Origin of the sequence: Halorussus salilacus (assembly GCF_024138125.1) — an archaeon.
GTDB classification, from domain to species: Archaea; Halobacteriota; Halobacteria; order Halobacteriales; family Haladaptataceae; genus Halorussus; species Halorussus salilacus.
The window spans coordinates 2,210,137-2,227,823 of sequence record NZ_CP099993.1 but is presented as its reverse complement, the minus strand read 5'-3'; the positions used below and the strand labels follow the sequence as shown (position 1 = coordinate 2,227,823).

The following is a 17,687-nucleotide window of genomic DNA, read 5'->3' as shown; positions in this document are numbered from 1 at the left end:
CACTCGCCTACCCCTGACCGAATGACCGCCGCCATCGAAGTCGAGAATCTCCGGAAGCGATACGACGGAGTGCAGGCGTTGGACGGGGTGTCGCTGACGGTCCCGGAGGGGAGTTTCTTCGGCCTGCTCGGGCCGAACGGCGCGGGCAAGACCACCTTCATCAACATCCTCGTGGGGCTGGTCCGTCGGACCGGCGGCCGGGCCGAGGTGTTCGGCTACGACGTGCGAGACGACTACCAGCGAGCGCGCGACCTCATCGGCCTCGCGCCCCAGGAGTTCAACGTCGACCGGTTCTTCCCCATCCGCGAAGTCCTGACTCACAAGGCGGGGTATCACGGCATCCCCGAGTCCGAGGCCGAAGCGCGCGCCGACGAGGTCCTCCGGCGCGTGGGCATCTACGACAAGCGCGACACCCGCTTCAACTGGCTGTCGGGCGGGATGAAGCGCCGGTTCATGCTCGCGCGGGCGCTCATCACCGACCCCGACCTCCTCATCCTCGACGAACCCACCGCGGGCGTGGACGTCCAGTTGCGCCACGACCTCTGGGACCTCATCACCGAACTCAACGAGTCGGGGACCACCGTCCTGCTCACGACACACTACATCGAGGAGGCAGAGCGCCTCTGCGACGAGGTCGCCATCCTCGACTCGGGGAACCTCCTCACGGTCGCGACCCCCGAGGAGCTGATGGACCGCGGTCCCGACCGCATCACGGTCACCTTGCGCGACCCGCCCGCGCGAGCGCCCGACCTCTCCGGGCTCGGCGACGGCGACCACGAGGGTCGCGTCGAGGCCGTCGAGGTGGAGGGCGACCGGCTGGTCGTGACCGCGAGGAAGGGCGGGCTGGTCGCACCCGACCTCGTTCGCGAACTCGACCGCGCGGGCCACGAGATCGTGGACCTCGACATCTCCCGGACCTCGCTCGAAGAGGTGTTCGTCGAGATGACACGCGAGGGCGCCAGCGAGCAGGGGGGCGACTCCGACGACGGGGACGAGTCCGACGCCGACCGCGTCGCCGCCGCGACCGACGGGGGCGAGGACGCGACCCACGGCGTTCCCGCCGCCGACTGCGGCGGGAACGCCGACGCCCCCGGAGGTGACCCGCGGTGAACGTCCTCGGGGACCTCACGGCGGTTCGCACCCTGACGAAGCGCGAGATACTCCGGTTCCTCCGGCGGCCCAAGAACACCTTCGTCCCGCCGTTCGTCACCAACGTCCTCTACTTCGCGGTGTTCGGGGTCATCCTCGGCGACCGGGTGGGCGGCATCGAACTCGGCGGGGACGCGATTCCCTACATCCTGTTCATCCTGCCCGGCCTCGTGGTGCTGGGGGCCATCTCGAACGCCTTCGAGAACGCGTCGTTCTCCATCTTCCACGGTCGGTGGAACGAGTACATCGAGGAGACGCTGACCTCGCCGATGGGCTACTCTCGGATGGTCGCGGCGTACGTCGTCGCGGGCGCGACCCGCGGCCTGCTGGTCGGCGCGCTCATCGCGGCCATCGGCGCGTTCTTCACGTCGGTCGGGGTCGCCCGGCCCTTCTACCTCGTGGCGTTCGCGCTGGTCATCACCCTGCTGTTCGCCGGGTTCGGCGTCGTCGTCGGCCTGTGGGCCGACGACTGGGACAACCTCACGATGATGAACCAGTTCATCGTTCGGCCGCTGGTGTTCTTCGGCGGCGTCTTCTACGCGGTCCGGGACCTCCCCTCGCCCTATCAGGAGCTCTCGTACCTCAATCCGATGGTGTACATGGTCAACGGCGTCAGACACGGCTTCCTCGGCGTCTCGGAGGTCGACCCCGCGGTCTCGCTCGCGGTGCTGTCGGGGCTGACCGCGGCCGTCATCGCGCTCGACGTGGCGCTGTTCCGGCGGGGCTACGGGCTGACGGAGTGAGTGGTGCCGACGGGCCCCCGAACTACCGGCGACGCTGGCCGTTCACGTACACCTGCGCGTTCCCGTCGGCGGTGAACTCCCGGACCGACCCCGAGAACAGGTAGGCGTCGCCGCCGCCCGCGACCACCCCGCTCGCGGTCGACCCGCTGATGGCGTCCTCCGAATCCACGGAGACGTAGCGGTCGGCGATGGGCGCGTCGCCCGCGCTGTCGTCCTTCTCGATTCGGCCCGAGACGGCGAGTTCGTAGGAGATTCGGCTACTCCCGCCGCCGCCGAAGATGACGACGCGGTTCGGGAGGGAGGCGTCGGCGGTCTCGGTCTCGGGCGGTTCCGAGTCGGTGGTTTCGGGGTCGCCGGTGTCGGTGGTCTCCTCAGTAGCCGATTCGGTGGTCTCCTCGGGAGCCGATTCAGTCGTCTCGTCGTCGGCAGGAGTTTCGGTCCCCTCGGGCGTCTCGGTCACCTCGCCGTCCGCGCCGACCGCGAAGCTTCGCTCTCCGCCCTCGCCGTACATGTTCTTCCAGTCGTCGCCCTCGCCGCGGGCCTCGGCGTAGTAGGTGTAGGTGCCCTCGGGGAGGTCCGAGAGCGTCGCGGAGAACTCGGCCTCGTCGCTCCCGTCGCTCCCGTCGCCTTCGATGGGTTCGTAGCCGGTCCACGCCTCGCTCCCGCCCTCCCGGCGGTAGAAGAAGTGGCCGGTCACCTCGTCGTAGGCGTCCAACCCCCTCGCGCGACCCCGGAGGGTCACCTCGCCGTCGCCGTCGCTCGTCTCGGGCGCGAGGGTCTCGACGCGCAGGCAGTTGGTCGAGGGACCCGAGCAGGGTTCGCCCGCGGTCACCTCCCGGACCCGGCTGACGCGGCGCGAGGGCCCCTCGTCGAAGTTGGTGAGGAAGGCCTCGGCCTGATACCGGTAGGTCGCGCCCGATTCGAGGTCGCTCGCGGTGGCTTCCAGATAGAGGCCCTCCGAGAGCGGCCCCTCCTCCTCGGCGAGCGTCCGCCAGTCGTCGGCGTCGCCGTCCTTCGGACCGTAGCGGAGGACCACCCGCACGTCGTAGTCGGTCTCGAACTGCGACCACACCGACGCGCGGAACGTGATCGCCGACTCCTCGACGGTGGCGGGGCGGGCTCGCACGCCGCCGAGTTCCCACGTCTGGTCGACTCCCGCGTCTTCGGGGTCGTCGGGTCGATACTGCCGCCCAGCGGCGGTGACGCCCATGCCCGTCGCGCCAGCGACCCCGTATCCGATCAGTTCTCGTCTGGTAAGACGCATTACCTCCGCGAACTGCACCCGAGGGACATGAACGCTCGTCATCGTTCGGGGACATAAGCCGGGATTACCGCCGGACGGTCTCGAATCGGGTCGGGTAAGCCCGGGATAACGCGGTCGCGTCCGGCGGTCTGCCGGACGCGACCGCGAGCGGTGGCTCTTTGACGGCCGCGGTCCACCTCCCGGACATGTCCGATTCCGACGACCCACTCGCGTGGGAGACCCTCGACGACGAGATCGCCTACTCGTGTCCGGGGTTCGACGTGCGACGCGAGGACGTGCGCCTGCCCGACGGCACCGAGACCGACTACGACTACCTCGACGAGCCCCCGAGCGTGGTCGTCCTCCCGTTCACGCCCGAGGGCGAGGTCGTGGTCATCGAGGAGTGGCGCCAAGCCGTCCGGCGGGTGAACCGGAGCCTCCCCGTGGGCGGGATGGAACCCGACGACGAGAGCCGGGCGGCGGCCGCCCGCCGGGAGCTCCGCGAGGAGACCGGCCACGAGGCCGACGAGGTGGAGTTCCTGACCAGCGTCGAGCCAGCGAACGGGGTGGCGAACTCGGTCCTCCACTTCTTCGTGGCGCGGGGGTGTACCCCGACCGCCGAGCAGGAACTCGACCACGACGAGTCGATTCGCGTGGACACGACGACGGTGGCGGCGCTTCGGGACCACGTCGCGGCGCGCGAGGTTCGGGACGGCCGGACCACTCTGGGTCTGCTCTACTACGAGGCGTTCGGGACCGAGGAATCGGAGTCGCGGGGAAATTAGCGTGTGACTTCGCGTGACTCGGAGAAGAAACGGCCGGGAACGCTAGCTACCACTTGAGCCAAGGAGACCGCACCTCGATCCTCCCCAGCCTCCTGCGCTTCTCGGCCTCCGCTTCGCTCCGGCCTGCGATGCTCGTCCCTCGCGCGCGTTGCTCGCGCGCGCCGGAGGTCAGAAGTACCGTGTCGGAAGTCAAATACCGAGCGGAAAGTAGGCCGAACGTCTCGTAACGGAACCCTTACCCTCTCGATTCCGCTATCCAACGGTAATGACCAGAGAGCACTTCGAGATACGCGACCAAGACGGGCTGGGTCGCATCGGGGAGCTGTCGGTGCCCCGAGCAGGTATCACCGTCGAGACGCCCGCGCTCCTTCCCGTCATCAACCCCCACGTCCGGACCGTCGAGCCCTCGCGGCTCCGGTCGGAGTTCGGCGCGGAGATTCTCATCACCAACTCCTACGTCTTCTACGGGAGCGACGAGTATCGCGAGGCGGCCGTCGAGCGGGGCCTCCACGACGTGCTCGACTTCGACGGGGCCATCATGACCGACTCCGGTTCCTTCCAGCTCGCGGAGTACGGCGAGATAGACGTGACCACGCCCGAAATCCTCGAGTTCCAGCGCGACATCGGCAGCGACATCGGGACGCCCGTCGACATCCCGACGCCGCCGGACGTGGCCCGCGAGCGCGCCGAGGAGGAGCTCGCGACCACCCAAGAGCGACTCGGAATCGCGGAGGGCGTCGACGTGGGCGAGATGCTGGTCAACGCGCCGGTGCAGGGCTCGACCTACCCCGACCTCCGCGAGGAGGCGGGCAGACACGCCAGCGCGACCGACCTCGACGTGTTCCCGGTCGGCGCGGTGGTCCCGCTGATGAACGACTACCGGTACGGCGACGTGGTCGACGTGGTCGCGGCCGCCAAGCGCGGTCTCGGCCGGGACGCGCCTGTCCACCTGTTCGGCGCGGGCCACCCGATGATGTTCGCCCTCGCGGTCGCGATGGGGTGTGACCTGTTCGACTCGGCCGCGTACGCCCTCTACGCCCGCGACGACCGCTACCTCACCGTGCGGGGGACCGAGCACCTCGACGACCTCGAGTACTTCCCCTGCTCGTGTCCGGTCTGTACCGACCACGCGCCCGCCGAGGTCCGGAGGCTGGGCGACCGCGACCGCGAGGAACTGCTCGCCGAGCACAACCTCCACGTCACGTTCCGCGAGATTCGGACCATCAAGCAGGCCCTGCGGTCTGGCGACCTCCTCGAACTGGTCGAGACCCGCGCCCGCGCTCACCCCGCGATGCTCGACGGCTACCGGGCGCTCACGGCCCACGCCGAGCAACTCGAACGCGAGGACGCGGTGTCGAAGGGCGCGTTCTTCTACCTCTCGGGCGAGAGCGCCCGCAGACCCGAGGTTCTGCGCCACCGCGAGCGACTCGACCGACTCGCGCTCGACCCGGGAGACCGGGTCCTCCTCACGGAGGGCGGTCCGAGCGACCGCTACGACGAGTCGTGGCGGGTCCTCGCCCCTTTCGGTCCCTTCCCGCGGGACCTCTCGGAGACCTACCCCCTGACCGCCGAGGTTCCCGACCGGATGGACCCCGAGGGGTATCGGTCTGCCGCCGAGGGGGTGGCTCGACTCGCGGAACTCAACCCCGAGGTGGAGTTCACCCTCGCCCACCGCGGGTGGCCCGAGCGCGCGCTGGCGGTCGTGCCCGAGCGCGTCGAACTGGCGGACCTGAGCGGAGAGTGAGTCGGTCGTCGCCCGGTGTCGAATCCGTCACCGACCACGGGGAGGACCGAAAGCCCCCGGGCGCTCGCGGCCGCAGGCCGCGAGCGCCCGGGGGCTTTCTAAGCGCTCGTACCAGAATTCGGGAGGGACACGACTGAGTTCGGGAGAGACACGACTGAGCGACCAGCTACGGATTCACCAGACGGACGAAGACACCCGACTGCGTCGCCATGCCGCAACCCCCGCGGTTTTTACCCCTCCCAACCCACGTAGCGAGTGATGGCAGACGAGGCCCGGACGAACGTCCCGCGCGGGCGATTCGACTTCGAGCATGTGCCCGAGACCGACCGGTCGTTCGAGTCGGCGCTGGCGGCCGCCAGGGACGGCGAGCGCCTCTCGGTCGCCGACGGCATCGAACTCCTGACGACCGGCACCGACCGCGAGGGCATCGACCTCGCGCGCAAGGAGGCGGTGCTGGAGGCCGCCGACCGCCGCCGGGCCGAGGTGGTCGGCGAGGAGGTCACGTTCGTCGCCAACCTCAACAACAACGTCACCACCGCGTGCAACACCGGCTGTCTGTTCTGTAACTTCAAGGACACCGCACAGAATTTTGAACAGGGAAGCGAGGCCGACCACGGCGGGTTCACCAAGACGCCCGAGGAATCCCGGGAAATCGTCGAAGCGGCCCGCGAGCTGGGCATCTACGAGGTGACGTCGGTCAGCGGCCTCCACCCCGGGATGGCGCTCGACGACGACCACCTCGAAATCCTCGAATCGAGCGACCGCGGGGACCTCAACTACAAGTCCCCCGAAGCGTACGAGACCGACCCCGGCACCTACGTCGAGCAGGTAGAGGCGATGGACGTCGAGGGCCTCCACCTCCACTCGATGACGCCCGAGGAGGCCTACCACGCCCGCCGGGGCACCGACTGGTCCTACGAGGAGGTCTACCGCAGGCTGAAGGACGCGGGCCTCGACAGCGTGCCGGGCACCGCGGCCGAGATTCTGGTCGACGAGGTCCGGTCGGTCATCTGCCCCGGAAAGATCGGGAGCGACGAGTGGATAGAGGCGATGGAGGCCGCCGCGGCGGTCGGCCTCGACACCACCGCGACCATCATGTACGGCCACGTCGAGAACGAGGCCCACCGGGTGATGCACCTCAAGCGCATCCGCGATTTGCAGGACCGGACCGACAACATCACGGAGTTCGTGCCCCTATCCTTCGTCCACCCCAACACGCCCCTCGCCGAGCGCGGAATCATCGACGCGGGCGCGACCACCCACGAGGACGAACTCATGATCGCGGTCTCGCGGCTCTTCCTCGACAACGTCGAGAACATCCAGTCGTCGTGGGTCAAGTACGGCGACGAGCAGGGACTCAAGATGCTGTCCTGCGGCGCGAACGACTTCATGGGCACCATCCTCTCCGAGGAGATCACCAAGCGCGCTGGCGGGGAGTTCGGCGAGTTCCGCAGCTTCGCGGAGTACGTCGAGATGATAACCGCGGTGGGGAAGGTCCCGGTCGAGCGCTCGACCGACTACCGCCAGACGCGCAGAATCGACCCCGACGACCCGCCGTTCGGCCCGGAACTCGGCCCCGCGGCCGACGGCACGCCGATGGCACCGAACCCCGACCGGACGGCTCCGGACCCCTCTGTCGCCGACGACTGACATGATGGGAACCACCCACGCCGCGGCGGGGGTGACGCTGGCCGCGCCGCTGGTCGCGCTCGCGCCGGAGTTGGCCCCAGTCGCGGCGCTCGCGGGGATGGCGGGCGGCGTCTTCCCCGACCTCGACCTCCTCTCGGGCCAGCACCGCCGGACGCTGCACTTCCCGGTCTACTACTCGGCGGCCGCGGCCGCGACGGCCGCGGCCGCCCTGCTCGCGCCCGCGCCAGCCACGGTCGCGGTCGCGTTCTTCCTCGTCTCGGCCGCGGTCCACTGCGTCGCCGACGCCGCGGGCGGCGGCCTCGAACTCCGGCCGTGGGAGGCCACCGACGACCGCGGGGTGTACGTCCACCCCGCCGGGCGGTGGGTCGCCCCGCGGCGCTGGATTCGCTACGACGGCGCGCCCGAGGACCTGCTGGCCGCGGCCGTCCTCTCGGTGCCGGGGCTGGTGCTGTTCGACGGGTGGGTCCGGCGGCTGACGGTCGCGGGGCTCGTCGTCTCGGTGGTGTACGTCGCGGTCCGCAAGCGGTTGCCGGGAATCGAGATGCGGTACCTGCGGTGACCGGTCGAGGCAAGTGGCTACCGAGCGCCGAGAACCGCGCGATACCGCCTGCCTGCTCTGTCGTCGGCCGCGATGGCATCCCGAATCGTCTCCGAGACCCACTCCTCGTCGTCTCCTTCCCCGTCGTCCCCCGCCCCGCCCAGCCCCGCCGGGAGATATCGCCGGTACACCGGCAGTCGCTCGCGCAGGGGGACTCCCGCCTCGTCGGCGATGTCCTCTAACTCCCGGAGCGCGGGCCACGCGTAGTCGGGGTTGATGTGGTCGTCCGTGACGGGCGAGACGCCGCCGAGGTCGTCGACGCCGCAGTCGAGCAGGTCGCGCGTCGGCGAGAGATTCGGGGGGACCTGCACCGAGACCTCCTCGGGCAGGCAGTAGCGGGCCATCGCGACGACCCGGCGCATGGTCTCGACGGAGGGGCGCTCGAAGGTCGAGCGCTCGTTCGGGACGACGTTCTGGACGATGACCTCCTGGACGTGGCCGTAGCGCTCGTGTAGCTCGCGGATGGCGAGCAGGCTCTCGGCCCGGTCGCGCCAGTCCTCGCCGATGCCGACGAGGATGCCGGTGGTGAACGGAATCCCGAGTTCGCCCGCGTTCCGGATGGTGTTCAACCGCTGGCCCGGCGACTTCCGGCGCGGTCCGGCGTGCGCGCCCACGTCGGCCGTGGTTTCGAGCATGACGCCCATCGAGGCGTTGACGTCGGCGACCAGTTCCATCTGCTCGCGGGTCTGGTCGCCGGGGTTGCTGTGGGGCAGCAGGCCCGCGTCGAGCGCGAGTTCGCAGACCTCCCGGAGGTACGAGTGAATGGAGTCGTGGCCCCACGACTCCAGTTGGTCGTGAATCCGGCCGTAGCGGTCGTCGGGGTCGTCGCCGAAGGTGAACAGGGCCTCCGTACAGCCCGCGTCGACGCCGGTTTCGAGGATGTCGCCGACCTCCTCGGGCGAGAGCAGTGACGCCTCCCCGGGCGGGTCGAAGTAGGTGCAGTAGGTGCAGGTGTACCGGCAGGCCGTGGTCAGCGGGACGAAGACGTTCTTCGCGAAGGTGAGCTCGTCGGCGGGGTCGACGTCCCCGGGACCGATGCCGAGCAATCGCTCGACCTCGCGGTCGTCGAACGCGATGTGCACCCCGTACTCGTCGGCCCCCGGAATCTCGGCACCTGCCATCGTCCGGGATTGTCGCCTCGTCGGGAAAATGCTTGCCCTCGCGGCCGGACGGTCGCCGACCGTCCGGCCGCGAGGGTGCCCGTCACTTCTCCTCGACGTGTCGGACGCTCGCGGCGATGCCCCGCGTGCTCTCGGCCATCTCGGGACCGGACATCTCGGCGCGGCCGACCGCGAACGCCTTCGGGCCCTCGATGACCACCTCGTCGCCGACCCGAACGTCGTCGTCGGCGTCGACGACGCCCGGCGCGAGCACGCTGCCGTGGGGCGCGAAGGCGTCTATCTCGACCCGCTTGGTCGGGGCCTCGCTCTCGACCCACCGGCGAGCGCCCGCGAGGGTGAACGAGAGCACGCCGTACTGGGGCACCATCGCGGCGAGCTGGGTGCCCTCGCGGTCGCGAACCCGGAGCTTGGGATACCGGCTCTCGGTCTGGATGTCCTCGAAGAGGGCGTCGCCCGCGCCGTCACCGAACTGGTAGTCGGCGATGGCCTTCACGGTGTTGTGCTGGCGCTCGCGCTTGCCGTACTTGAGTTCGCCGTCGAGCGCGCGCATGAGATTTCCGAGGGATTCGGTCGTCGTGGGGTGGTCCGAGACGGTGTACGTAAAGTCCATTCCCAGCGCCTCCTCGACGCGCTCGCAGACCTCGCGGTAGCCCTCCGGCGGGACGTGGGCGATGACTCGCGGATAGTCGTTGCGTTCGAGGTACCGCCGGAGGACCGCGGCAACGAACTCCTTCTCGTCCTCGGACCACCGACCCGTCACCACCGAGTCGTAGTGCTGGGCCGGGTAGGTGAGTTCGAGTTCCTGCGGGACGACCCCGATGGGCGAGGTCATCGAGACGGTGTGGCCCCGGAACTGGACGGCGTCGTGGAACTGGCCGTGGCTCTGGGACTCGCTGTAGGGCTTCTTCGCCGAGCAGGGCACCAGCACGAGGGGGTTGTCGAACCGATTCGTGTACCGCGTGGTCACCCGGTCGGCGAACCGCTGAATCTCGACTCTGCGCAGGGTGTCCTCGGTCGCGGCCGAGAGTTCGGCGTCCCGGATGACGGGCGCGCGCTCCTCGACGTAGCTCCACTGCTGGTCGAACTCCCGGAACGCGGCGGTCAGCCACTGGTCGTGGCGGGCCTGCCCTTCGATGTAGTCGCGGAGTCGGCCCGCGCGGATGCGCTCGCGGACGATGCCGAGTTCGGCGCGCAGGGCGTTCTCGTTGTGCTCGGCGCAGTCCTCGCGGGTGAACTCCGAGAGGGGCTTTCGGCACGCCGGGCAGGCACACGGGAGTTCCGAGAGGTCCTCCAAGAAGTGGGTGCCCTCGGTCGTGAGGTACCTCCCTTCCAACCCCGCAACGACCGCGCGGTCGGCGTCCACGAGGTCGACGCCCGCGTAGACGAGCGTGGCGACGTTCGCGGGCGTGGCGACGCCCGGCAGGTAGAGCGCGCTGTCGGCCGGAATCGCCTCCCGGGTCTCGACGATGGCCTCCCGGAACCCCGCGCCGTGGCCCACGACCCCCTGCGCGCCCGAGAGGACGTAGGCGTCGGTGCCGCAGTCGGCGGCGGTCTCGGGCGCGACGACGGCCGCGCTCGGGTAGTCCACGTCGGGGTACTCGACCGCGAAGGAGTCCATCACCTCCTCGTCGGTCCCGCTCGGGAACGCCCGATGGGGCAGGACCGTGAGTTCGTCGTCGCTCCCCTCCGGGAGTTCGCGGTCATCGACCCAGAGGCTTCCGGCGTCAGAAATGAAATCGTCGACGATGGCCGGGGTCGTCACCGGCTCGGAGAGGCGCACCTCCGCGACCCGGGCCGGGCCGTCGCGGTGGTGGACCTCGAAGTAGTCGGTCATACCCTCCGGTCGGGGCGGGAGACGCAATTATCTTGCGAGATTCGGCTCCGGCTCCGTTGGGTCCAGTCCCGGTGTTACAGCGGGCCGGAGCGGCCCAAAGTGGTCCGGAGCGGTCCGGAACTGGCGGGGGCAGTCCGGAACTGGCGGGGGCGACCCGGCCGTCCGGCCGGGTCGCCCCCGCCAGTTCTGATGCGCAGACGTGCATACTTCCGGAGGCTCCTCGGGGAAACATACACACGGGAATGGAAACGCCTTAGTCCGGCGGCGGTCACTCCTCGTACATGCAAACTGCGCGGAGGCGGTCGCGGTGACGAGCGTCAAGGAGTTCCGCGTCGAGGAGGAACCGGCACCGAGCGCCTTGGGGCGCGGGTCGTTCGTCTTCACCGACGACTACTCGGTGTTCGACTGGGGCAAGATGCCCGACGAGATTCCCGACAAGGGCGCGAGCCTCTGTTCGATGGGCGCGTTCAACTTCGAGCTGTTGGAGGAGGAGGGCGTCCCGACCCACTACCGGGGGGTCGTTCCGGAGGGGTCGGCGGGGCCGGTCGCCCTCGCCGACGCCGACTCCCCGCCGACCGAGATGGCCATCGACCTGACGCAGGTCCCCGACCTGCCGCGGTCGGGCCGGGAGTACGACTACGACGCCTACCACGCCGCCGCGGGCGACAACTACCTCGTCCCGCTGGAGGTCGTGTTCCGCAACAGCGTCCCCGTAGGGTCGAGCCTCCGCGAGCGCGCCGACCCCGCTGACGTGGGACTCGACTTCCCCGAGTGGCCCGAGGGCGTGGTCCAGCTGGAGCAGCCCATCGTGGAGTTCTCCACGAAGTACGAGGAGAGCGACCGCTACCTCGCCCGCGAGGAGGCCGACCGCATCGCCGGGAAGGCCGACGTGGCCGACCTCGAAGCCCTCGCGCGCGAGGTCAACCGGGTCGTGACCGAGCGCGCCGCAACCGCCGACCTCACCCACGAGGACGGCAAGATCGAGTGCCTCTACGTCGGCGGCGAGATTCGGGTCGCCGACGTGGTCGGCACGTTCGACGAGAACCGCTTCACGTTCCACGGCCAGCAGGTCAGCAAGGAGTTCCTCCGCCAGTACCACAAGCGCACCCAGCCCGAGTGGGTCGAGGCGGTGGCGGAGGCCAAGGCGACCGCCAAGTCGCGGGGGCTCGCCGACTGGAAATCGCTGTGCGACGTAGACCCCGAACCCCTCCCCGACGAGCTGATTTCGGCCGCGCGAGACCTCTACGCCGCCGGAACGAACGCCTACGTCGACCGCGACCTGTTCGACGCGCCTTCGCTGGAGGACGCCGTGGCGGCCGTCCGCGACTACTGAGTTCGGGACTCGTTTCGGACGGACCGATTTTCGAACCAGCCGCGCTCGGTGAAACACGCCACGCGAAGCGCCCGGTGACGCATCTGCCGGGTGGGACTGAAAGGGGTCGCGCGACCCCTATCCGGAGCGAACGAAGTGAGCGGAGGATATGTCGCTGAGCGACCGCGAGCGCGCGAGGGCTTTCGAGGTCGTCATGGAGTCCATTCCACCGGTGACGGCTATCTTCCGTCCAACGTCTCCTAGCGGGCACAACGCCTAACCACGCGCGAGTCCTCGTTCGGGCCATGTTGGGGGGGTTGACCGACGTCAGCGACCGCGCGAGGCCGCTCGTGCGCGCGGGCATCGTCCTCGGGGTCGGATTCGGCGGGTTCTTCGACGGCATCGTGTTCCACCAGTTGCTCCAGTGGCATCACATGCTCAGCGCCCACCCCGACCCCGCCGTCGCGAGCGACCTGCGGCTGAACGTGTTCTGGGACGGCCTGTTCCACGCCGGGACGTACCTGTTCACGGTCGGCCGGGTCGCGCTGGTCCTGCGGGCGTGGCGCGCTCCGGGCGTCCCCCCGTCGGGTCGCGCCCTCCTCGGAGCCACGGTCGCCGGGTGGGGCGTGTTCAACCTCGTGGAGGGGACGGTGAACCACTTCCTGCTCGGTATCCACCACGTCTGGCCCGAGGGACCGGGCGGGGTCCTGCTGTGGGACGTGCTCTTTCTCGTCTGGGGCGCGGCGTTCCTCGTCGGCGGCCTCGCGGTGGTCCGGGGCGACCCCAAAATGGTCTCCGAGCGCGACGCGGGCGAGACCACCGAGACCGGGTAGCACGCGTTCGTGACCACAGGCTTCGAGGTCGTCCACCCTCCCAGAAGGCAGGGCGTCGAACCGCCCGAAAGCCCCCGCCCGCTCGCTACGCACCCTCCCAGAAGACGGGGCGACGAACCGCCAGAAAGCCCCCGCCCGCTCGCGGTCGCTCAGCGACATATCGCGGGCCTCTCCGCACAGCCCGGCCCGCGATAGGGGTCGCTGAGGCGACTACATAAACGCGAGCGGGCGGCCCCTTTCAGTCCCACCCGGCGGTTGGTTCACCGGCCGATTCCCGGCGGTTGGTTCACCGGCCGAAACGGCCCCTCACCGCCGCCGGGAGAGCGACACCGGGGAGCGGACCGACAGCGACCACCTCGACCAGTAGGCCTCCGCGAGGAGCCAGAGCAGGAGGACGACCGCGAGCGCGCCCGCCGCGAGCACCTCGGGGCCGCCCATCCAGACCGGCGTGACGTACATCAGCGCGTTCGCGGTCCGGCCGGGGAGCAGGTCCTCGACGACCAGCCACGCCCGGTCGAGGACGCCCGAATCCGCGGTGGCCACCTCCGCGTCGGTGTCGCCGTCGTCGCCACCGCCACGGTTCGACTCGATGCCCGCCTCGCTGGCTGCGGGCCCGCCCGCGCTCTCGTCGCCGGTGCCGAGGCGTTCTGCCTCGTAGGGGAACGCGATGTCGACGCTCCAGGCCACCTCGCCGTCCTCGTCGACCTCGAAGACCCGGTTGCCGTTCGAGTCGGTGACGAGGGTGTGGGCGTTCGGCAGGCGGTCGGCGTCCCGGGGCCACTGCATCCGGGCGTCCGACCACGTCCACGTCCGCTCCCACGAATCGCCATCGCGCTGGTACTCGACCACGCGGTCGTTCTCGCTGTCGCCGACGAGGACGGCGGGACCGCCCTCCTCGGCGGGGATGTAGTCGGGGTTGTGCTGCTCGTAGAGGACCTCGTAGTCGTCCTCTGCGCCGAGGGTTCGGTTCTCGACGACGCCCTCCTCGCGGTCGAGGAACACGACTTGGTCCTGATTGCGCATGCTGACCATGACGGTGCCGTCGTCGAGCACCTCCACGTCGTTGAGGTGCGTCCAGTCCTCCGGGAAGGGCCCGCCGCTGTCCAGCGAGAAGTCCCGCTGGGCGTCCCACTCCCACTCGATCATGTCGGTCGTGGTGTTGACGACGTACACCCGGTCGCGGGCGATGTCGGCGACCACGAGGCGCTCGTCGTCGAGGCGGTCGGCGTCGTGCCACCGGGTCGAGGACTTGCCGGGCGTGACCCGCGAGTAGATTCGCTCGACCTCGCCCGTGGTGAGGTTGGCCCGCTCGACCACGTTCCGGGTGCAGGCCTCCTCGGAGTGACACTCCGAGGCGCTGAGGTGGTCGGCGGCGACGTACATCACCGACCGGGTGGTGTTCGGCACGGGGTCGACGTCCCAGTAGCGCGTGTGGCTGTCGTTGTAGTAGAGGACGCTCCCGTTCGGCGCGAACGCGACGAGTTCGGCCCGCGCCCGCGGTCCCTCGCTCGACTCGCCGAGCCACGTATTCGAGTCGGTGGCGACCACGGTGACGCCGTCGCGGGGTCCGGCGTCGAATTCGGGTCGGCCGTCCGACCCGGACTCGTCGGCCGAAGAGAGGTAGCCCGCGGCGACGACGAATCCGGCGGCGACGACGAGACCGACGAACAGCAACCGAACGACATCCCGAGAACGCATTTGGTGCCCGTTTGGGGGGCGGGAGCTTTGTTATCCGCCGATTAGCCCGGGAATCGTCGGCTTACCGCGGGCGGGGTTCCCGCGACCGCGGGGACGGCGGAAGCCGCCACCGCCGCTCCCGACCGCGCTCATATCCACGTTCGTGCAACGAATTCGGATTCCAAAAGAGCTTTTGAGCATGGACGACCACCTCCGAGTGATGACTGCCTACACCGCCACGGTCACCGTGCGCCTGAAGGAGGGCGTCCTCGACCCCGAGGCCGAGACGACCAAGCGGGCGCTCGAACGGCTCGGATTCGATCTGGAGAGCCTGCGCTCGGCCGACCAGTTCGAACTCGATCTGGACGCCGAATCCGCGGATTCGGCGTCCGAGCGCGCCGAGGAGATGGCCGAGCGCCTGCTGGCGAACCCGACCATCCACGACTACGAGGTCGCGGTCGAGGAGCGATGACGGTCGCCATCGTCCAGTTCGGCGGGAGCAACTGCGACCGGGACGCCGAGCGCGCGCTCTCCCACCTCGGCATCGACGCCGAACTCGTCTGGCACGAGGAGGGCCTTCCCGAGGGCGTCTCGGGCGTGATGCTCCCGGGCGGGTTCTCGTACGGCGACTACCTCCGCGCGGGGGCAATCGCCGCGAATAGCCCCATACTGGCGGAGGTCCGGGAGGCCGCCGCCGAGGGCGTGCCCGTCCTCGGCGTCTGCAACGGCGCGCAGATCGGCAGCGAGTCCCGGCTCACGCCCGGCGCGTTCACCACGAACGCCTCCGCGCGGTTCCAGTGCGAGCGCGTCCACGTCCGGGTCGAGAACGCAGACACCCCGTGGACCAGCGCGTACGACGAGGGCGAGGTCGTCGAACTCCCCATCGCCCACGGCGAGGGCCGGTTCGAGGTCACCGACGACCGCCTCGCGGAACTGAACGACGAGGACCGCGTCCTCTTTCGGTACTGCGACGAGGACGGCGACGTGACGCCCGAAGCGAATCCCAACGGCTCGAAGGAGAACGTCGCTGGCGTCGCTGGCGAGAACGAGAACGTGGCGGTGCTAATGCCCCACCCCGAGCGCATCACCCTGCCCGACATCGGAGAGACCGACGGGCAGGGCATTTTGCACGGGTTCGAGAACTAACCCGGCGACCGCCGCCCGTGGGCGACGAGCAGGAGCCAGACGACCGTCAAGACGACCATCCACCCCACGACGACGAGTAGCGACCACGTCGAGAACGGTCCCGCGGTGACCGTCATCGCTCTATCTCGACCGGCTCGTCGGTCGCTATCCACTGGTCGTCGCTCTCCTGGCGGTTGCGTATCTCTATCCACCCGTTCGAGCAGAAGATCGTTTCGAAGTCGCCCCATCCCTCGGACATCGTGTCCGCACATCGGGTCGGCGGCGTCCGGCGAACTCCCCCGGTCGCCGGACGCGTCGCCCTCGATGTGCCACCCCCGGTTGGTTCGGAGGCCGGGCGAGGACTTTGTTATCCGGGCCGTATCCGCGTGGTAGGGTGGTCCTACGTCCGGGAAAGCTGGTCTGAACCGGGGAAACGAGGGCGGAAACCGTTCGCCCGACCCGGGACTCCGTCGGGCCCGAATCGAGCGCGTCGGACCGGGAAACGGGGTCCTACCGCGCCAGCGGCAGGCTGTAGCTCCGCTCGCGCTCGATCACGGCCTCCCACGTCGCCTCGCACTCGCAGGTGACCTCCGAGAACACCGAGGGGTCTTGGCGGATGTCGAAATCCTTGATGGCCTTCTGGACCCGGTCGTCGCACTCCCCGCAGTTGTGCGGGCCGCGGTCGCTCCCGTGGCCCACGGGGTCCGAGACCACGATGGCGTCGGCGTCGGCGGTGTCTTCGAGCACCTCGGCGACCGACCAGAGCCACGGCGGCCGGTAGCCGTCCCGGAAGTAGAGTTCGTCGACCATGGTGTAGCGCTGGACGTTGGTCGGGTTCATCGAGACGGTGTGGGCGTACTCGGCGCACTTGCGGACCGAGTATTTCATGTCCTCGACGGCCTCCGCTTCGCTGAGGAACGGCGGCTTCATCAGGAGGTAGGCCTTGATGCCCGCGCCCGCCTCCTCGGCGTGCTCGCTCGCCGCGACGAAGTCCTCGAAGTCGAAGTACTTGTTCACGCAGTCGTGGCGCACCCGGTCGGTGGCGGTTTCGAGGCCGATTGCCACGTCGGTTTCCAGTCCCTGCTCGGTGAAGTCCTCGATCTTCTCGCGCTCGACGAAGTCCGGGAGGCTCTCGACCACGATGCGCTCGCGGTCGGCGAACGTCTCGGCGATGGCCCGCCGCGTTTCCCCGCCGACCTCGCGCTCGTCGAGGAACGACCCGGAGGTGTAGATTTTGACGAGGCCCGATTCGCCGTCGGCCTCGCCCGCCTCTATCTGCTCGCGCTCGTGTTCGAGACACGCCTCTATCTGGTCCATCAGCGCGTCGTGGGCCACGGAGCCGCCCTCGACCGATTCGGCGACGTACCCGCACATGGTGCACCCTCCGGCACGCGCCCACCGACACCCGCCGGTGTTGAGGATGATGGTGAGACTCTGGTAGACGCCGCCGGGGGTGCGGTCCTCGTCTATCCAGACCCGGGTGGGCTCGTGGGGGTCGTAGGTCTCGTCCTTCCGGGCGCGAATCTCGCGCATCACCTTGTTGTGCGCGTCCATCCCCCGCCCCTGCTCGTAGACGTCCGGGCTCGGCTTGCTCATTGGGGGTGGATAGCGGTCGGTCGCGTAAATCGGCTTCGGAGACGAGTTTCGTTACGAGAGTCCCCCTGTATCTGCGCTTCCCCGTCAGGTGGAAGGACAACAAACGTCCCGAAAGCCTCCGCCCGCTCGCTACGAATCGTTAGAGGAGAGGATACGAGTCGACACGCTGGCCAGTCCACCGTGAGTCGGTCCTCGAAAGCCCCCGCCCGCTCGACCCTCCGGGACTCGCTGTGCTCCTCGGTCGCTTCGCTCCCTGCGGTGCTTGCTTCGTCCGGGA

The 17,687-nt window shown here is 69.4% G+C and carries 16 protein-coding genes; 10 read left to right on the top strand and 6 right to left on the bottom strand.

Annotated features, from left to right (window positions below; all coding sequences use genetic code 11):
• Window positions 1-21: 21 nt before the first annotated feature.
• Both NGM10_RS11485 and NGM10_RS11480 read left to right on the top strand, forming a co-directional pair.
• Entirely contained in the window at window positions 22-1,110 is a 1,089-nt protein-coding gene (locus NGM10_RS11485; protein WP_253478871.1) for an ABC transporter ATP-binding protein, read from the top strand.
• On the top strand, window positions 1,107-1,892 hold the full coding sequence (locus NGM10_RS11480) for an ABC transporter permease (protein ID WP_253478869.1): 786 nt from the start codon (window positions 1,107-1,109) through the stop codon (window positions 1,890-1,892). Before NGM10_RS11485 ends, NGM10_RS11480 begins: the two co-directional genes overlap by 4 nt.
• Before the next feature lie 22 nt (window positions 1,893-1,914).
• Here NGM10_RS11480 and NGM10_RS11475 read toward each other — a convergent pair whose 3' ends face one another.
• Window positions 1,915-3,156 (bottom strand): hypothetical protein, encoded by a 1,242-nt coding sequence (locus NGM10_RS11475; protein WP_253478867.1) that lies wholly within the window; start codon window positions 3,154-3,156, stop codon window positions 1,915-1,917.
• A gap of 185 nt (window positions 3,157-3,341) precedes the next feature.
• On the opposite strand from NGM10_RS11475, the gene NGM10_RS11470 reads away from it, so the two are divergent.
• The 4 genes from NGM10_RS11470 (at window position 3,342) to NGM10_RS11455 (ending at window position 7,873) form a co-directional block, all read left to right on the top strand.
• Complete coding sequence (locus NGM10_RS11470; RefSeq protein ID WP_253478865.1) at window positions 3,342-3,920, top strand: NUDIX hydrolase; 579 nt, start codon at window positions 3,342-3,344, stop codon at window positions 3,918-3,920.
• 265 nt (window positions 3,921-4,185) lie between these two features.
• Entirely contained in the window at window positions 4,186-5,664 is a 1,479-nt protein-coding gene (gene tgtA, locus NGM10_RS11465) for a tRNA guanosine(15) transglycosylase TgtA (RefSeq protein WP_253478863.1), read from the top strand.
• Between the two features lie 258 nt (window positions 5,665-5,922).
• Complete coding sequence (gene cofH, locus NGM10_RS11460) at window positions 5,923-7,314, top strand: 7,8-didemethyl-8-hydroxy-5-deazariboflavin synthase subunit CofH (protein WP_253478861.1); 1,392 nt, start codon at window positions 5,923-5,925, stop codon at window positions 7,312-7,314.
• A 1-nt stretch (window position 7,315) separates the two neighbouring features.
• Complete coding sequence (locus NGM10_RS11455; RefSeq protein WP_253478859.1) at window positions 7,316-7,873, top strand: metal-dependent hydrolase; 558 nt, start codon at window positions 7,316-7,318, stop codon at window positions 7,871-7,873.
• Between the two features lie 17 nt (window positions 7,874-7,890).
• Here the strand turns inward: NGM10_RS11455 and cofG are convergent, their stop codons facing one another.
• The gene (gene cofG / locus NGM10_RS11450) at window positions 7,891-9,033 is read right to left on the bottom strand and encodes a 7,8-didemethyl-8-hydroxy-5-deazariboflavin synthase subunit CofG (RefSeq protein ID WP_253478857.1); all 1,143 of its coding nucleotides are present in this window, start codon (window positions 9,031-9,033) and stop codon (window positions 7,891-7,893) included.
• Between the two features lie 82 nt (window positions 9,034-9,115).
• The gene (gene arcS / locus NGM10_RS11445) at window positions 9,116-10,867 is read right to left on the bottom strand and encodes an archaeosine synthase subunit alpha (RefSeq protein ID WP_253478855.1); all 1,752 of its coding nucleotides are present in this window, start codon (window positions 10,865-10,867) and stop codon (window positions 9,116-9,118) included.
• A 307-nt stretch (window positions 10,868-11,174) separates the two neighbouring features.
• Between arcS and NGM10_RS11440 the strand changes: the two genes are divergently transcribed.
• Together NGM10_RS11440 and NGM10_RS11435 are read left to right on the top strand one after the other, a co-directional pair.
• On the top strand, window positions 11,175-12,200 hold the full coding sequence (locus tag NGM10_RS11440) for a phosphoribosylaminoimidazolesuccinocarboxamide synthase (protein ID WP_253478853.1): 1,026 nt from the start codon (window positions 11,175-11,177) through the stop codon (window positions 12,198-12,200).
• Window positions 12,201-12,484: 284 nt separating this feature from the next.
• A complete protein-coding gene (locus NGM10_RS11435) occupies window positions 12,485-13,012 on the top strand; it encodes a DUF2243 domain-containing protein (protein ID WP_253478851.1) in 528 nt (175 codons plus the stop codon).
• A gap of 306 nt (window positions 13,013-13,318) precedes the next feature.
• On the opposite strand, the gene NGM10_RS11430 is transcribed toward NGM10_RS11435, so the two are convergent.
• Window positions 13,319-14,710: an arylsulfotransferase family protein gene (locus tag NGM10_RS11430; protein ID WP_253478848.1), complete on the bottom strand. Its 1,392-nt coding sequence runs from the start codon at window positions 14,708-14,710 to the stop codon at window positions 13,319-13,321.
• A gap of 199 nt (window positions 14,711-14,909) precedes the next feature.
• Here NGM10_RS11430 and purS point away from each other — a divergent pair, with 199 nt between their 5' ends.
• On the top strand, window positions 14,910-15,161 hold the full coding sequence (purS, locus tag NGM10_RS11425) for a phosphoribosylformylglycinamidine synthase subunit PurS (RefSeq protein ID WP_253478846.1): 252 nt from the start codon (window positions 14,910-14,912) through the stop codon (window positions 15,159-15,161).
• Window positions 15,158-15,835, top strand: a complete 678-nt coding sequence (gene purQ / locus NGM10_RS11420; protein WP_253478844.1) for a phosphoribosylformylglycinamidine synthase I — start codon at window positions 15,158-15,160, stop codon at window positions 15,833-15,835. Before purS ends, purQ begins: the two co-directional genes overlap by 4 nt.
• 112 nt (window positions 15,836-15,947) lie before the next feature.
• Here the strand turns inward: purQ and NGM10_RS18200 are convergent, their stop codons facing one another.
• Both NGM10_RS18200 and NGM10_RS11415 read right to left on the bottom strand, forming a co-directional pair.
• Entirely contained in the window at window positions 15,948-16,073 is a 126-nt protein-coding gene (locus NGM10_RS18200; protein WP_256504227.1) for a hypothetical protein, read from the bottom strand.
• 251 nt (window positions 16,074-16,324) lie between these two features.
• On the bottom strand, window positions 16,325-17,410 hold the full coding sequence (locus NGM10_RS11415) for an archaeosine biosynthesis radical SAM protein RaSEA (protein ID WP_253478842.1): 1,086 nt from the start codon (window positions 17,408-17,410) through the stop codon (window positions 16,325-16,327).
• Window positions 17,411-17,687: the final 277 nt, after the last annotated feature.

What these genes read in the sequence shown, in the direction of transcription:
- NGM10_RS11485 (WP_253478871.1), top strand. Translation starts at nt 22, where the DNA reads ATGACCGCCGCCATCGAAGTCGAGAATCTCCGGAAGCGATACGACGGA.
- NGM10_RS11475 (WP_253478867.1), bottom strand. Translation starts at nt 3,156, where the DNA reads ATGCGTCTTACCAGACGAGAACTGATCGGATACGGGGTCGCTGGCGCG.
- NGM10_RS11470 (WP_253478865.1), top strand. Translation starts at nt 3,342, where the DNA reads ATGTCCGATTCCGACGACCCACTCGCGTGGGAGACCCTCGACGACGAG.
- tgtA (WP_253478863.1), top strand. Translation starts at nt 4,186, where the DNA reads ATGACCAGAGAGCACTTCGAGATACGCGACCAAGACGGGCTGGGTCGC.
- cofH (WP_253478861.1), top strand. Translation starts at nt 5,923, where the DNA reads ATGGCAGACGAGGCCCGGACGAACGTCCCGCGCGGGCGATTCGACTTC.
- NGM10_RS11455 (WP_253478859.1), top strand. Translation starts at nt 7,316, where the DNA reads ATGATGGGAACCACCCACGCCGCGGCGGGGGTGACGCTGGCCGCGCCG.
- cofG (WP_253478857.1), bottom strand. Translation starts at nt 9,033, where the DNA reads ATGGCAGGTGCCGAGATTCCGGGGGCCGACGAGTACGGGGTGCACATC.
- arcS (WP_253478855.1), bottom strand. Translation starts at nt 10,867, where the DNA reads ATGACCGACTACTTCGAGGTCCACCACCGCGACGGCCCGGCCCGGGTC.
- NGM10_RS11435 (WP_253478851.1), top strand. Translation starts at nt 12,485, where the DNA reads ATGTTGGGGGGGTTGACCGACGTCAGCGACCGCGCGAGGCCGCTCGTG.
- NGM10_RS11430 (WP_253478848.1), bottom strand. Translation starts at nt 14,710, where the DNA reads ATGCGTTCTCGGGATGTCGTTCGGTTGCTGTTCGTCGGTCTCGTCGTC.
- purS (WP_253478846.1), top strand. Translation starts at nt 14,910, where the DNA reads ATGACTGCCTACACCGCCACGGTCACCGTGCGCCTGAAGGAGGGCGTC.
- purQ (WP_253478844.1), top strand. Translation starts at nt 15,158, where the DNA reads ATGACGGTCGCCATCGTCCAGTTCGGCGGGAGCAACTGCGACCGGGAC.
- NGM10_RS18200 (WP_256504227.1), bottom strand. Translation starts at nt 16,073, where the DNA reads ATGTCCGAGGGATGGGGCGACTTCGAAACGATCTTCTGCTCGAACGGG.
- NGM10_RS11415 (WP_253478842.1), bottom strand. Translation starts at nt 17,410, where the DNA reads ATGAGCAAGCCGAGCCCGGACGTCTACGAGCAGGGGCGGGGGATGGAC.